This is a genomic window from Nitratireductor sp. GCM10026969, from assembly GCF_042660605.1.
GTDB lineage: Bacteria > Pseudomonadota > Alphaproteobacteria > Rhizobiales > Rhizobiaceae > Chelativorans.
The window spans coordinates 1-13,085 of the sequence record NZ_JBHSUM010000031.1 but is presented as its reverse complement, the minus strand read 5'-3'; the positions used below and the strand labels follow the sequence as shown (position 1 = coordinate 13,085).

Below are 13,085 nucleotides of genomic sequence, written 5' to 3'. Positions count from 1 at the left end.
TGTCTCCTGGATGGCTGAACGTGACCGATCAGCCATCGCGCGGAAACATTGCAGGACGACTGCGCTTCCGTGACAGTTTGCTGACGCTTCTGCGACTGTGGAAAATATCCGCCAGGCGCGGGACGCACTCGGTTCGTGCTCAGTCCGCCGGGCTCTCCTCGCCTGCCTGACGCCGGCGCCACCTTTCGATCCCTGCCTCGACCTCTTGCGCGGATCCGTCACCAAGCCAGCCGATGAACATCGCCGCCGGGACAAGGATGAAGAGGTTCAAGACAGGCACATGAATGAGAAGAAAGAGGAGCATATCAAGGAACACGTCAGACCCCGCGGGCAGGGACGATGCTGCCGAGACGAAATCCCGAAAGGCAATCACGTTATGGGCCAGGACCGCGGCGGCCGCGAACAGGGCGATCACCGGCTTCGAGAGATGGCCCGCGATGATGCATACAGCATAGGGAAGGAACGACAGCAGTAAATAGGCGGCAAGAAAACCACCGATATCTACCCTTAGAGAGAGAATGTAAATCTCAAGAAAAATTTCCGATACTGATACAGCGTATAACAATACATAAGATACTTTTTTCATAATAACCTGATAATATTAAAAAAGAACATAAAAATATAATGAGCAATAAAGTATACGAGGTCGACGCCTACGCCAACCCCTTCTTCTCCATCATCGCCTCCGGGTTCGGCAGCTTGCCGCGGAACGCCGTATAGAGTTCTTCCGGATCGGCCGAGCCGCCGGCGGCGTAGATATAGCGGCGAAGCCGTTCCGCCGTTTCCGGATCAAATGGGTCGCCCGCCTCCTCGAAGGCGCGAAAAGCGTCGGCATCCAGCACCTCCGACCACATGTAGGAGTAGTAACCCGCCGAATAGCCGTCGCCGGAGAAGACATGCAGGAAATGCGGCGAACGGTGGCGCATGGGGATAGCCGCCGGCTTGCCGAGCGTCTCCAGGGTCGCCCGCTCGAATTGCAGCGGGTCTTCCGGTCCCTCCTGCCGCGCATGGAACGCCATGTCGACCAGCGCCGAGGCGGTGAACTCGACCGTGGCGAAGCCGGAATTGAAATTGCGGGCCGCACGCATGCTCTCCACGCGCTCCGGCGGAATGGGCTCGCCCGTCTCCACATGGCGCGCATGGCGGGAGAGCACCTCGGGCACGGTGAACCAGTGTTCGAAGAGCTGCGAGGGAAGCTCGACAAAATCGCGCGCCACCGCGGTTCCGGCAATCGAAGGCCAGGTGACCTCACTCAAAAGCCCGTGCAAAGCGTGGCCGAACTCATGAAAGAGCGTGCGTGCATCCTCCGCCGAAAGCAGCGCCGGCCTGCCCCTGGGCGGCTTGGCGAAGTTCATCACGTTGTAGATGATCGGCTCCTCGCCGCCACCGAGGCGATGGCCGGTGCGCAACGCGCTCATCCATGCGCCGGAGCGCTTGGAAGGGCGGTTGAAATAGTCGGCGAGAAAAAGCCCGCGCCGGCTGCCGTCGGAATTTTTCACCAGGAAGACCCGCACGTCCTCGTGCCAGGGGGCAACACCTTTCTGCTCCTCGAAGGTGAGACCGAAGAGGCGATGCGCCACGTCGAAGGCCGCAGCGATCACGTTTTCAAGCGCGAGGTAAGGCTCGACCCCGCCTTCATCGGAACCGAAGCGCTCGTCCCGCAGCTTCTCGGCATAGTAACGCCAGTCCCATGGCGCGATCGGATGGTTGTGCCCCTCGCCGGCGGCAATGCGGCTCAATTCCTTTTCGTCCTCGGCCGCCTTTTCGCGCGCCTTTTCCCAGACGGGTTTTAAGAGGTCCATCACGGCATCGGCCGTTTTGGCCATGGTGTCGTCCAGCTTGAAGGCGGCATAGGTCTCGTAGCCGAGCAGCCGCGCCTTTTCTGCGCGAAGCTTCAGAGTCTCCCGGATGATATCCGTGTTGTCGGTCTCGCCCCCGTTCTCGCCGCGGCCGATGAAGGCCCGAAGCACCGTCTCGCGCAGATCCCGTCGCTCGGAGAAGGTGAGAAACGGTTCGGCGACCGAGCGCGACAGGGTGACCGCATAGCGGCCTGGCTGGCCGCGCGATTCGGCCGCTTCGGCCATTGCGCTCCTGAGCGAGGAGGGTAGGCCGGCAAGGTCTTCTTCATCAAGAAAAAGCACCCAGTTACTCTCGTCGGCCAACACGTTCTGCCCGAAGCGCGCGCCGAGCTCCGCCAGTTTCTCGTTGATCTCGGCCAGCCGCGCCTTGCCCGAAGAATCGAGCTTCGCCCCGCCACGCACGAAGCGCTTCCACGTCTTCTCCAGTACCCGCGCCGCCTCGTCGCCGAGGCCCAGCGTCTCGCGCTCCGCGTAAAGCCGGTCGACGCGCGCGAAGAGGTCCTCGTTCATGTAAAGCCGTGAATAGTGGCGCGCCATCCGCGGCGACATGGCCCGCTCTATCTCCTGGATATGCGCATTGGTATGCGCGCCTGCCCTGCACCGGAAGATCGCCGCCACGCGCCCAAGCGCCTTTCCCGACAGCTCCAGCGCCGCCAGCGTGTTGTCGACGTTCGGTGCCGCCGGGTTCCCGGCGATAGAAGCGATCTCGGCCTCGTGCGCGGCGAAGGCCGCCTCGAAAACCGGCCTGAAATCGGCATCGGTGATGGAGCCGAAATCGGGCAAGCCAAGCGGACCGCCCCAACTCGTGAGCGGGTGTGTCGACAGGTCGATAGCGGACGAATCGCAAGTCATGGAAAACCTCGAACAAAAACGGGCGGGAGGCCGGAGCCGGTTCGGATGTAGGAGCGCCGCCGCCGGCGCGCAACGCTTGACTTGACCACGCGGTGGCCCCAATTTAATAAGTCTAACTTACTATTTTTCGGGAAAATGGCATCATGACACCCCGGTTGGATCCGGATTCCTTCGGCTTTCTGGTCACCGATCTGGCACGGCTGATCAGGGCGGACCTTGACCGGCGCATCCTGGCCGCCGGGATCGGGGTTACCCCCGGCGAGGCCAGGACCCTGGCCTATGCGGCCCGTTTCGGCGCCCTGCGCCAGAACATTCTGGCCGAACGCATGGGGCTCGAGGCGATGACCCTCAGCACCTATCTCGACCGGCTCGAACAGAGAGGGCTCATCGCGCGCAAGGCGGATCCGAACGACCGGCGCGCCAAGCTGGTGCGCGTGACGGCGGAAGGCGACAAGGTCCTGGAATCCGTCCTGCGCGTGGCCGGCGAAGTCCGCCGGCGTGCCCGTGGAAAGCTGAGCCAGGAAGACTGGTCGAGACTTCAGAAGCTCCTGAAAGTCGTCCGCTCCAATATTTCCGATCAGCCGTAACACGAGGAGTGCCGGCTGGCCGCCGGCCGCAGCCTGGAAAGCGTCATGCACGATCACGACAAAACCGCGGCAACGGCAAGCCCCGTCATGAGCGAACGCCGGGTGAGCCTTCTGGGCGCGATGCTGATCGCCATCGGCCCCCTGTCCATGGCGCTCTATACCCCGGCGATGCCGCAAATCGTCGAGTTCTTCGGCACGAGCGAGGCTGCCGTGAAGATGACGCTCTCGCTCTATTTCGCCGGCTTCGCCGTGGCTCAGCTCTTTTGCGGCCCGCTCTCCGACGGCCTCGGGCGCAAGCCCGTCACCCTCGCATTCATGGCGGTTTACGCCGCCGCCAGCCTGCTGGCAGTCCTCGCGCCGACGATTGAGGTGCTGATCGTCGCCCGCTTCCTCCAGGGCGTCGGCGCGGCGGTGGGGATCGCCGTCTCGCGGGCCCTGGTGCGGGACCTTTTCACGCACGAGCAGTCCGCCCGCATCATGAACCTGATGGGCATCATCCTGGCGATCGGGCCGGCGCTCGCGCCGACCATCGGCGGCCTGACCATGGAGTTCGCGGGCTGGCACGCGATTTTCCTCATCATGCTCGCCAGCGGCTTTCTCGTTACGATCGTCGTGCAGTTGGCAATGCGCGAGACCGTTTCCCGTGATCTCGCGCGCATCCGCCCGCGCGGACTGGCGCGTGCCTACGGGACATTGCTCGCCAGTCCGTACTTTATGACCTCCAGCCTGGTAGTGGCCGGCAGCGTGGGCGCCATGTACACGCAGGCAACGGTCCTGCCCTTCATCCTCATGGAGCGGGTCGGGCTCTCCCCGTCCCAGTTCGGTGTCGGCATGCTCATGCAGTCGGGCATGTTCTTTGCCGGGTCGGTCTCCGTGCGCTTTCTCATGCGCCGGACCAGCGCCTATCGTCTGGTTCCGGTGGGGCTCGGCTTCATCGCCCTGGGCAGCACGTTGCTCGCTTACGGGCTCAACGCCGCCCCGCCGAGCTTCCTGAGGGTCATGGGGCCCGTCGCCTTCTATGCTTACGGGATCGCCTTCGTCATGCCGGCGATGATGACCGCCTCGCTCGCCCCCTTCCCGCACATGGCGGGTGCGGCCTCCGCGCTCGCCGGCTTCATGCAGATGGGCGGAGGGCTCCTGGGCGGTTCGGTCGCAGCGCTGATCGGCGAGCCGGTCTTCGCCATGAGCGTCGTCATCCCGGCGATGGGCGCAAGTGCCATCCTGTCCTGGATCTTGTGGCGAGGGCTGCCGGAGCCTGCGCAGGCGGTCCGCCTACCCGAAAAGGCCTGAACGGTCTATTTGTCCCTTCGCGCGACAAAACGGGCCGCTTCACGCAGAATGGCCCCATTCTCCCCGAAGGGCTCCAGCAAATCTTCCGCCTGGGCAATCAGGCCTGCAAGCTGGCGTCGGGTCCAGTCCTGTCCGTGAAGCGCGGCGAGCGTCGCCTTGCCCGCGGCGGCGTCCTTGCCCGTCGCCTTGCCCAGGGTCTCTGCATCCGATGTCAGGTCCAGAAGATCGTCGGCGAGTTGGAATGCCAGCCCGATCGCTGCGCCGAAGGCCGATAGACGCTCCCGGTCGGCCGCCGCGGCGGCGCCGATCACGGCGCCCGCCTCGCAGGCAAAGCGTATGAGGGCGCCGGTCTTCATGGCCTGGAGCCTTATGACGCCGTTCTCGTCCGGCCTCTCGCGCTCGGCGGCGAGATCGAGCGCCTGCCCGCCGGCCATGCCGCCGACCCCTGCCGCACGCGCAAGGCGCGCTACGAGCTCAAGGCGAATACCGGCCGGAAGCTCGGTCTCGTCCTCGGCGATGATACCGAAGGCGTAGGTCAAAAGACTGTCACCGGCGAGAATGGCCGTCGCCTCGTCGAAGGCGCGGTGCACCGTCGGCTGCCCGCGGCGCAGATCGTCGTCGTCCATGGCGGGAAGGTCGTCGTGGATCAGCGAATAGCAGTGCACGCATTCGAGGGCCGCGGCGACCCGCAGCACCGCCTCGCCCTCCACCCCGAAGACCCGCGCGCTCTCGATGAGCAGGAAGGGCCTCAGCCTCTTTCCGCCGTTGAGCGCCCCGTGCCTCATGGCCGCGAGCAGCCGCTGCGGCCGCGCGATTTCACCCTCGCGCAGACGTTCGTCCAGGAGGCGGCGCAGCATGGCCTCTACGGCTTCGCCCGAAACCGCAAGCAGGCCCTCGAATGGGATTGACGGTTCTTCCATGGCGGCAGCGATGCCGGTATTCGCCGCAAGGGTCAAGGCCGCCGTCCCGCATTGAGCGTTGCCAGGCCCGCCCGCTGCCGGTATGCGAGGGCAGGGAAGCCGATCGGGGGTATGCTGTGCCGGCACCTTCAGTGAAAACGGAGAAACGGTCGCACGCTGCGCTAAAGCGCAAGCGGGCGCGCCGGCACACCTGGCGGCGCTGGCTGCGCCGGATCATCGCCGTTATCGTGATCGTCGTTCTTCTGCCGCTGGGCCTGACCGTCCTCTATCGCCTGTCCTTCGTGCATCCGGTCTCGACACTGATGCTCGCCGACCTCGTCAAGCTCGAGGGATACGACCGGCGCTGGATCCCGCTCGATGAGATGGGCGACGTCGCGGTGCACTCGGTGATGATGTCGGAGGACGGCCAGTTCTGCGCCCATTCCGGGGTCGACTGGGGTGCGCTCAACACCGTCGTCAGCGAGGCGCTTTCGGGCGAGCGCACGCGCGGCGCCTCCACCATCCCCATGCAGACGGTGAAGAACCTTTTTCTCTGGCCCGGGCGTTCCTTCGTACGCAAGGCGCTCGAGGCGCCGCTGTCGATCTATTTCGACGCCGTCGTGCCGAAGCGCCGCATCATGGAAATCTACATGAACATCGCCGAATGGGGGCCGAACATCTATGGCGTCGAGGCGGCGGCCCGGCACCATTTCGGCCGCGCCGCCAAGGATCTCACGCGGCGGCAGGCGGCCCTTCTTGCCGTCACGCTGCCCAACCCGAAGGGACGCAACCCCGCAAATCCCTCGAGCGGCATGAACCGGCTGGCCTCCATCATCCAGGAGCGCGCGCGCATGGCGGGCGCCTATGTCGGCTGCCTCGACCGAGCGGGAGGATAATATGGTCAAGCGCGGTTCGTCGATCGGCTTCTTCGGCATGTTCGGTCGTTCGCAGGACCTGCGCCGGCTCGATGCCGCCCTTCGGGAAGCGGGATTGCACCCGGTGCAGGTTTCCGAGGGCGCCAAGTTGGCCGCCGTCGGGCTCATGGCCGGCCGCGCGGCGGACCCGCCGGCAACCGCCTATCCGCCGGTGGGCGCTCTGATGGCCTATTGCGCGCTCGGGGAAGAAGCGTTCGCGCGCGAAAACGGCGGCGAACGCCTCTCCGAGACGCGCGGGCGGCTGGAGGCCGCGCTGGAGGCCGGCGAGGGGCTCGACGCGGAAATCATCCTTCTCATGCTGCACGCCAACCTCGTCCACCCGGAGCTTGTGGAGCGCTACGACATCCGCGCGGAAGAGGGATGATTGCGCCGTAGAGCGCGAAAAATCGCCGCGACCCACTGGCCAAGGAGGCGATTGCGGTGTATAGGCGGCGCGAATTTCTCGTTACCCGGCCGGATTGCGGGGTCCCTGTCGATCAGGGCCGCAGGGGCCTTTGACCGAACAGCGGAGAGTACGATGGCTGTACCCAAAAGGAAGACGACGCCGTCCAAGCGCGGCATGCGCCGCTCGGCCGACGCGCTCAAGGCGCCGAAATATGTCGAGGACAAGGATTCCGGCGAGCTGCGCCGCCCGCATCATATCGACCTGAAGACGGGCATGTATCGCGGCCGCCAGGTGCTGGAGCCGAAGGAAGCTTAAGCACCCCAGATCTCAGGCAGCACGCGGAAAGGCCGGCCTCGCGCCGGCCTTTCCCTTTTTGGGGAACCGGTTTTTCGCTCGTCGGCACGCTGCGATGCCGGCACCGGCGCTTCAGGCTAATCCTTCGACATCGAGTCGATCTTGCGCTGCATGGCGGCGATCTGCTCGCGCATCTCGTCGAGATCGTCCTTCCTCTCCGTTCCGCCCTGCGCCTCCTCCCGCGCACCGTTGCCGCCAGCCGCGGGGACCTGGAACATGCGCATGGCGTTCTGGAACATCTCCATGTTGCGGCGTGTCTGCTCCTCGATCATCTTCATGGGCGCGCCCATCTGCATCATGTCGCCCATCGGCGTGTTGCCGAAGGCGTCGCGCATCTGTTCGCGCATGCGCTCCTGTTCCTTCGCGAACGCCTGCATCGACTGTTCGAGAAAGGTCGGCACCACCATCTGCATCTGGTCGCCATAAAATGCGATCAGCTGGCGCAGGAAGGAACTGGGCAGCATGTTCTGCCCGTTCTTGTCGCTCTCCAATTCGAAGATGATCTGCGTGAGGACCGAATGGGTGATGTCCTCGCCCGATTTGGCGTCCTGGACGACAAAATCCTCATCGCGGCGCACCATCTGTGCCAGGTCCTCCAGCGTCACATAGGTGCTGGTGCCGGTGTTGTAGAGGCGCCGGTTGGCATATTTCTTGATAACCACGGGGTCATCCCTTGCCGCCATTTCAGACCTCCCCCTGACGCGACTTCAAGGCGGAGCCCGGCTCCACCAACCCGCAGGATATGCGAAAGTCTGCCGCAAATGAAAGCGCTTTTCGCTGCAACCGCTAACACGCTTCGTTGCGCCGCAATTTCTCGGCGCGAATTCATTCGCCTTGACGCGCCGCCCATTGGACGCAAAAAAAGTGGATCGATTATCCTCGTCCAAGCAGGGAGTGAGTTCATGCCGTCCTCCAACGCGATCGTTATCGCCAGCGCGGCACGCACCGCCGTCGGCGCCTTCAACGGCTCCTTCGCCCAGGTGCCGGCGCATGAGCTCGGCGCGGCCGTCATCCAGGCTGTTCTGGAGCGCGCGGGCGTTTCGGCGGAGGAGGTGGACGAGGTCATTCTCGGCCAGGTGCTGACCGCTGGCCAGGGCCAGAACCCCGCCCGCCAGGCGTCCGTCGCCGCCGGCCTGCCCAGGCAGACGACGGCCTGGGGGCTCAACCAGGTGTGCGGCTCGGGGCTGAGGGCGATCGCTATCGGCATGCAGCAGATTGCCTGCGGTGACGCGAAGATCATCGTCGCCGGCGGGCAGGAATCCATGTCGCTTTCGCCCCATTGCGCGTACCTGCGCGGCGGCGTGAAGATGGGCGACCACGCCATGATCGACACGATGATCCGCGACGGGCTCTGGGATGCCTTCAACGGCTATCACATGGGCGTGACGGCGGAGAATGTCGCCCGCGCCTTCCAGATCACCCGCGAGGAGCAGGATGCCTTCGCCCTCGCCTCCCAGAACAAGGCCGAGGCCGCTCAGAAGGCGGGCCGCTTCAAGGACGAGATCACGCCGGTCACCGTGAAGACGCGAAAGGGCGACGTGGTGGTCGAGGATGACGAGTACATCCGCCACGGCGCCACCTTGGACGCCATGCAGAAGCTGCGTCCCGCCTTCGACAAGGAGGGCACGGTCACGGCGGGCAACGCCTCCGGCATCAATGACGGGGCTGCCGGCGCCGTGCTGATGAGCGAGGAGGAGGCTTCGCGGCGCGGCATCGAGCCGCTGGCGCGCATCGTCTCCTGGGCAACCGCCGGTGTCGATCCGGCGGTGATGGGCACGGGCCCGATTCCCGCCTCCCGCCGCGCCCTCGAAAAAGCCGGCTGGCGCGCAGAGGATCTCGACCTCGTCGAGGCGAACGAGGCATTCGCGGCGCAGGCCTGTGCGGTCAACAAGGACATGGGCTGGGATCCGGAGATCGTCAACGTCAATGGCGGCGCGATCGCCATCGGACACCCGATTGGCGCCTCCGGTGCCCGCGTACTCAACACGCTGCTTCATGAAATGCGCAGGCGCGACGCCAGGAAAGGGCTGGCCACCCTGTGCATCGGCGGCGGCATGGGCGTGGCCATGTGCGTGGAGCGCTGATCAGGAACCTGCAGGAGCGGTAGGCCGCAGAGAATGGCCACTGCCTTTTTTCGATGGGAGGGAAGAATGACCAGAACGGCACTGGTGACCGGTGGGACGCGCGGCATCGGCGCGGCGATCTCGGTGGCGTTGAAGGATGCGGGATACCGGGTGGCGGCGAATTACGCCGGCAATGAAGAGGCGGCCCGCCATTTCACCGAGGAAACCGGCATTCCCGCCTATCGCTGGTCCGTCGCCGATTACGGCGCCTGCGCGGCGGGCATTGCCGAGGTGGAAGCGACGCTGGGCCCGGTCGACGTGCTCGTCAACAATGCCGGTATTACGCGCGATGCCATGTTCCACAAGCTCTCGCCCGAGCAATGGCGGCAGGTGATCGATACCAATCTCAACGGCGTCTTCAACATGACCCATCCGCTGTGGCCGGGCATGCGGGAGCGCCGGTTCGGCCGCATCATCACCATCTCCTCCATCAACGGGCAGAAGGGGCAGGTGGGGCAGGTGAACTATTCGGCCGCCAAGGCCGGCGACCTCGGCTTCACCAAGGCGCTTGCCCAGGAGGGCGCGCGCGCCGGAATAACCGTCAACGCCATCTGCCCAGGCTACATCGCCACCGAGATGGTGATGGCCGTGGCCGAGCCCGTGCGCGAGAAGATCGTCGGCCAGATCCCCGTCGGGCGCCTGGGGGAGGCCCGGGAAATCGCCCGCTGCGTGGTCTTTCTCGCCTCCGACGAGGCGGGCTTCATCACCGGCTCCACGCTGACGGCGAACGGCGGCCAGTACATCGCCTGAAACCTCCCTGTCCCGCTATGGAACGGATTCGTTAACAGCCCCTGTCCGGAAGCTGTGCGAATCCTGTGGACGTCGGTGTACCGGCTGTGGAAATCACAATATCTGGTACGGAACATACGCAGAACGAGGATTGATCGCTGATTCGTCGCCTGTTCGTTCCGGGTTTGGCCGGAACGTTAACGAATGACAGGCGGACACCGTGATCTGCATTAAGATTTGGTTCATAAAGGTCAATGAAATCTTGAAGTTGGGGCCATAACTGGCAGAGCGCGGCACACGCGCGCACAAAAAGTTAACGCGGCAGGCCGGATTCGCCTCCGGCTCCTCCGTCACGATTCATCATCTTCGGCCGCACACCATTCGTCGCGCTAGATGTTGTGGTGCACAAAGCAGGAACATGGACGAGTCAGTGATTCGTCGCCGATTCGTTCCAGACTCGTTCCAAAGATTAATTTCGCCTGGTTTTGCCTTTCGCTCCGCCCGTCTTTTCCTATATGTCTGCGGTGGTGGCGGTAGACTTGCGCTGCTGCACGGCACGCGACAAGGAACATCCGGGTCCCTTCAAGCACATGAACATTCAGCCAAGAGACAGCGGAACTGCCGTCCTCGACGGACGCGACGTGACGGCGGTTCTGGGGCCGACCAATACGGGCAAGACGCATCTGGCGATCGAGCGGATGATCGCCCACGAATCGGGCATGATCGGCTTGCCGCTGAGACTGCTTGCCCGCGAGGTCTATGGCCGCGTGGCCGCCCGTGTCGGCGAGGAAAACGTGGCGCTGATCACCGGCGAGGAGAAGATCGTGCCGCCCGGTGCGCGTTATTCCGTGTGCACGGTCGAGGCCATGCCGCGCGAGACGGACGTCGCCTTCGTGGCGATCGACGAGGTGCAGCTCGCCGCCGATCTGGAGCGCGGCCACATCTTCACCGACCGCATCCTCAACCTGCGCGGCCGGCAGGAGACCCTGCTCCTGGGCGCGGCCACCATGCGCGGCATCCTGGAAAAGCTGCTCAAGGGCATTTCCGTCGTCACGCGCCCGCGCATGTCGGTGCTCTCCTATGCCGGCTCGAAGAAGATCACGCGCCTGCCGCGGCGCTCGGCCGTCGTGGCCTTTTCGGCCGACGAGGTCTATGCCATCGGCGAGCTGATCCGCCGCCAGCGCGGCGGCGCGGCCATCGTGCTGGGGGCGCTGAGCCCGCGCACGCGCAACGCGCAGGTCGCTCTCTATCAATCCGGCGACGTGGACTATCTGGTGGCCACCGATGCCATCGGCATGGGGCTCAACCTCGACGTCGATCATGTGGCCTTCGCCCAGAACCGGAAGTTCGACGGTTTCCAGTTCCGTGACCTGTCGGCCGCCGAACTGGGCCAGATCGCCGGACGTGCCGGACGGCACGTGCGCGACGGCACCTTCGGCGTCACCGGACAGGTCGATCCTTTGCCTGATGCCCTGGTGGAACGCATCGAGACGCACCAGTTCGAGCCGGTGAAGATGCTGCAGTGGCGTTCCGCCCAGACTGACCTGTCCAGCATCAACGCGCTGAAGGCCTCGCTCGAGGCCCTGCCGCCGGTGGACGGGCTGACACGGGCGCTGCCTGCGGCGGACCTGCGCGTGCTTGACCATCTCTCGAGGGACGATGATGTGTGTGCGCTCGCCGCCGGGCGGGAGACCGTGTCCCTCTTATGGGATGCCTGCGCGCTGCCGGACTACCGCAAGATCGCGCCGGCCCAGCATGCCGAACTGGTCGGCTCCATCTTCTCTGATCTTGCGCGCAGCGGCCATGTCGACGAGGATTACATGGCCGAGCAGGTGCGCCGCGCCGATTCCACCGAGGGTGAGATCGACACGCTGTCGCACAGGATTGCGCAAATTCGCACCTGGACGTTCGTTTCCCACCGCCCGGGATGGTTGTCCGATCCGACACACTGGCAGGAAAAAACGCGCGAGATCGAGGACAGCCTGTCCGATGCGCTGCACGAGCGATTGACGAAACGCTTCGTGGACCGCAGGACTTCCGTGCTCATGAAGCGCCTGAGAGAGAATGCGATGCCGGAAGCAGAAATCAGTCCCGCGGGAGAGGTCCTGGTCGAGGGCCACCACGTGGGCGAGATGCAGGGATTCCGTTTCACCGCCGACAGGAGCGCGGAAGGCGAGGATGCGCGCGCCGTCAAGGCGGCGGCACAGAAGGCGCTGGCCGTCGAGTTCGAAACCCGCGCGGAGCGCTTCGCAGCCGCGCCCAATGGCGACCTGGCGCTCGGCTCCGACGGTGTCCTGCGCTGGCTGGGCGCACCGGTGGTCACGCTGACGGCCGGCGACGACGTCCTGAAGCCGCGGGCGATCCTTTTGGCCGACGAGCAGTTGACCGGTCCCGCGCGTGACAAGGTGGCCGCGCGCGCCGAGCGCTTCGTCAACTATCAGATCGAGAGCCAGTTGAAGCCGCTGGTTGATCTCAAACAGGCGGAGGCGCTGAACGGCATGGCGCGCGGGCTGGCCTTTCAGCTCGCCGAGAATTTCGGCCTTTTGAACCGGCGCGACGTGGCCGAGGAAGTGCGCGCGCTCGACCAGGAAGCACGCGCGGCGCTGAGGCGCCTCGGTGTGCGTTTCGGCGCCTACCACATCTTCGTGCCCGCACTTGTCAAGCCGGCGCCGGCGAGCCTCTCCACGCTCTTGTGGGCGCTCAAGAACGACGCCAAGGACAAGCCCGGCTACGGCGATGTGGTGGCCGCGCTTGCCGCCGGGCGCACCTCGATCGTCACCGACCCGACCTACGAGCGCGCCTTCTACCGGCTCGCCGGCTTTCGCAATCTCGGCCGGCGGGCGGTGCGCGTCGACATCCTCGAGCGGTTGGCCGACCTCATCCGGCCGGCGCTCGCCTGGAAACCCGGCACGGGCAAGCGGCCCGACGGCGCCTTCGACGGCGGGACCTTCATCGTCACCCCGGCCATGATGTCGATCCTCGGTGCCACGGCCGAGGACATGGAAGCGATCCTCAAGGCACTCGGCTACCGCTGCGAGGCGAAGCCGGCCGCAGAGGTTGCCACGCGCGTGG

At 65.1% G+C, this 13,085-nt stretch carries 12 protein-coding genes; 8 read left to right on the top strand and 4 right to left on the bottom strand.

Annotated elements, in window-relative coordinates; genetic code table 11:
- Nucleotides 1-139: 139 nt before the first annotated feature.
- Together ACFP9U_RS09345 and ACFP9U_RS09340 are read right to left on the bottom strand one after the other, a co-directional pair.
- Nucleotides 140-586 carry a hypothetical protein gene (locus ACFP9U_RS09345; RefSeq protein WP_378620846.1) on the bottom strand — a complete coding sequence of 149 codons (447 nt, stop codon included), beginning with the start codon at nt 584-586 and terminating at the stop codon, nt 140-142.
- Between the two features lie 67 nt (nt 587-653).
- Nucleotides 654-2,711 (bottom strand): M3 family metallopeptidase, encoded by a 2,058-nt coding sequence (locus ACFP9U_RS09340; protein WP_378620845.1) that lies wholly within the window; start codon nt 2,709-2,711, stop codon nt 654-656.
- A gap of 143 nt (nt 2,712-2,854) precedes the next feature.
- On the opposite strand from ACFP9U_RS09340, the gene ACFP9U_RS09335 reads away from it, so the two are divergent.
- Both ACFP9U_RS09335 and ACFP9U_RS09330 read left to right on the top strand, forming a co-directional pair.
- Nucleotides 2,855-3,298, top strand: a complete 444-nt coding sequence (locus tag ACFP9U_RS09335; protein ID WP_378620844.1) for a MarR family winged helix-turn-helix transcriptional regulator — start codon at nt 2,855-2,857, stop codon at nt 3,296-3,298.
- 45 nt (nt 3,299-3,343) lie between these two features.
- Nucleotides 3,344-4,588, top strand: coding sequence for a multidrug effflux MFS transporter (locus tag ACFP9U_RS09330; RefSeq protein ID WP_378620843.1), 1,245 nt, complete (start codon nt 3,344-3,346; stop codon nt 4,586-4,588).
- A gap of 5 nt (nt 4,589-4,593) precedes the next feature.
- On the opposite strand, the gene ACFP9U_RS09325 is transcribed toward ACFP9U_RS09330, so the two are convergent.
- Complete coding sequence (locus ACFP9U_RS09325) at nt 4,594-5,508, bottom strand: polyprenyl synthetase family protein (protein ID WP_378620878.1); 915 nt, start codon at nt 5,506-5,508, stop codon at nt 4,594-4,596.
- Between the two features lie 131 nt (nt 5,509-5,639).
- Here ACFP9U_RS09325 and mtgA point away from each other — a divergent pair, with 131 nt between their 5' ends.
- From mtgA to rpmF, 3 genes are all read left to right on the top strand, one after another.
- Nucleotides 5,640-6,383 carry a monofunctional biosynthetic peptidoglycan transglycosylase gene (gene mtgA / locus ACFP9U_RS09320; protein ID WP_378620842.1) on the top strand — a complete coding sequence of 248 codons (744 nt, stop codon included), beginning with the start codon at nt 5,640-5,642 and terminating at the stop codon, nt 6,381-6,383.
- Between the two features lies 1 nt (nt 6,384).
- Nucleotides 6,385-6,786 (top strand): hypothetical protein, encoded by a 402-nt coding sequence (locus ACFP9U_RS09315; RefSeq protein ID WP_378620841.1) that lies wholly within the window; start codon nt 6,385-6,387, stop codon nt 6,784-6,786.
- A 153-nt stretch (nt 6,787-6,939) separates the two neighbouring features.
- Nucleotides 6,940-7,122, top strand: a complete 183-nt coding sequence (rpmF, locus tag ACFP9U_RS09310) for a 50S ribosomal protein L32 (RefSeq protein ID WP_322453194.1) — start codon at nt 6,940-6,942, stop codon at nt 7,120-7,122.
- A 116-nt stretch (nt 7,123-7,238) separates the two neighbouring features.
- Here rpmF and phaR read toward each other — a convergent pair whose 3' ends face one another.
- Nucleotides 7,239-7,844: a polyhydroxyalkanoate synthesis repressor PhaR gene (gene phaR / locus ACFP9U_RS09305; RefSeq protein WP_378620840.1), complete on the bottom strand. Its 606-nt coding sequence runs from the start codon at nt 7,842-7,844 to the stop codon at nt 7,239-7,241.
- Nucleotides 7,845-8,063: 219 nt separating this feature from the next.
- On the opposite strand from phaR, the gene ACFP9U_RS09300 reads away from it, so the two are divergent.
- The 3 genes from ACFP9U_RS09300 to ACFP9U_RS09290 all read left to right on the top strand — a co-directional run.
- Nucleotides 8,064-9,245 (top strand): acetyl-CoA C-acetyltransferase, encoded by a 1,182-nt coding sequence (locus tag ACFP9U_RS09300; RefSeq protein ID WP_378620839.1) that lies wholly within the window; start codon nt 8,064-8,066, stop codon nt 9,243-9,245.
- 66 nt (nt 9,246-9,311) lie between these two features.
- On the top strand, nt 9,312-10,034 hold the full coding sequence (gene phbB, locus ACFP9U_RS09295) for an acetoacetyl-CoA reductase (protein WP_378620838.1): 723 nt from the start codon (nt 9,312-9,314) through the stop codon (nt 10,032-10,034).
- A 569-nt stretch (nt 10,035-10,603) separates the two neighbouring features.
- On the top strand, nt 10,604-13,085 hold a 2,482-nt coding region (locus tag ACFP9U_RS09290), incomplete at its 3' end, for a helicase-related protein (RefSeq protein WP_378620875.1).

What these genes read in the sequence shown, in the direction of transcription:
- ACFP9U_RS09335 (WP_378620844.1), top strand. Translation starts at nt 2,855, where the DNA reads ATGACACCCCGGTTGGATCCGGATTCCTTCGGCTTTCTGGTCACCGAT.
- ACFP9U_RS09345 (WP_378620846.1), bottom strand. Translation starts at nt 586, where the DNA reads ATGAAAAAAGTATCTTATGTATTGTTATACGCTGTATCAGTATCGGAA.
- phbB (WP_378620838.1), top strand. Translation starts at nt 9,312, where the DNA reads ATGACCAGAACGGCACTGGTGACCGGTGGGACGCGCGGCATCGGCGCG.
- phaR (WP_378620840.1), bottom strand. Translation starts at nt 7,844, where the DNA reads ATGGCGGCAAGGGATGACCCCGTGGTTATCAAGAAATATGCCAACCGG.
- ACFP9U_RS09325 (WP_378620878.1), bottom strand. Translation starts at nt 5,508, where the DNA reads ATGGAAGAACCGTCAATCCCATTCGAGGGCCTGCTTGCGGTTTCGGGC.
- ACFP9U_RS09315 (WP_378620841.1), top strand. Translation starts at nt 6,385, where the DNA reads ATGGTCAAGCGCGGTTCGTCGATCGGCTTCTTCGGCATGTTCGGTCGT.
- ACFP9U_RS09300 (WP_378620839.1), top strand. Translation starts at nt 8,064, where the DNA reads ATGCCGTCCTCCAACGCGATCGTTATCGCCAGCGCGGCACGCACCGCC.
- ACFP9U_RS09340 (WP_378620845.1), bottom strand. Translation starts at nt 2,711, where the DNA reads ATGACTTGCGATTCGTCCGCTATCGACCTGTCGACACACCCGCTCACG.
- rpmF (WP_322453194.1), top strand. Translation starts at nt 6,940, where the DNA reads ATGGCTGTACCCAAAAGGAAGACGACGCCGTCCAAGCGCGGCATGCGC.
- ACFP9U_RS09330 (WP_378620843.1), top strand. Translation starts at nt 3,344, where the DNA reads ATGCACGATCACGACAAAACCGCGGCAACGGCAAGCCCCGTCATGAGC.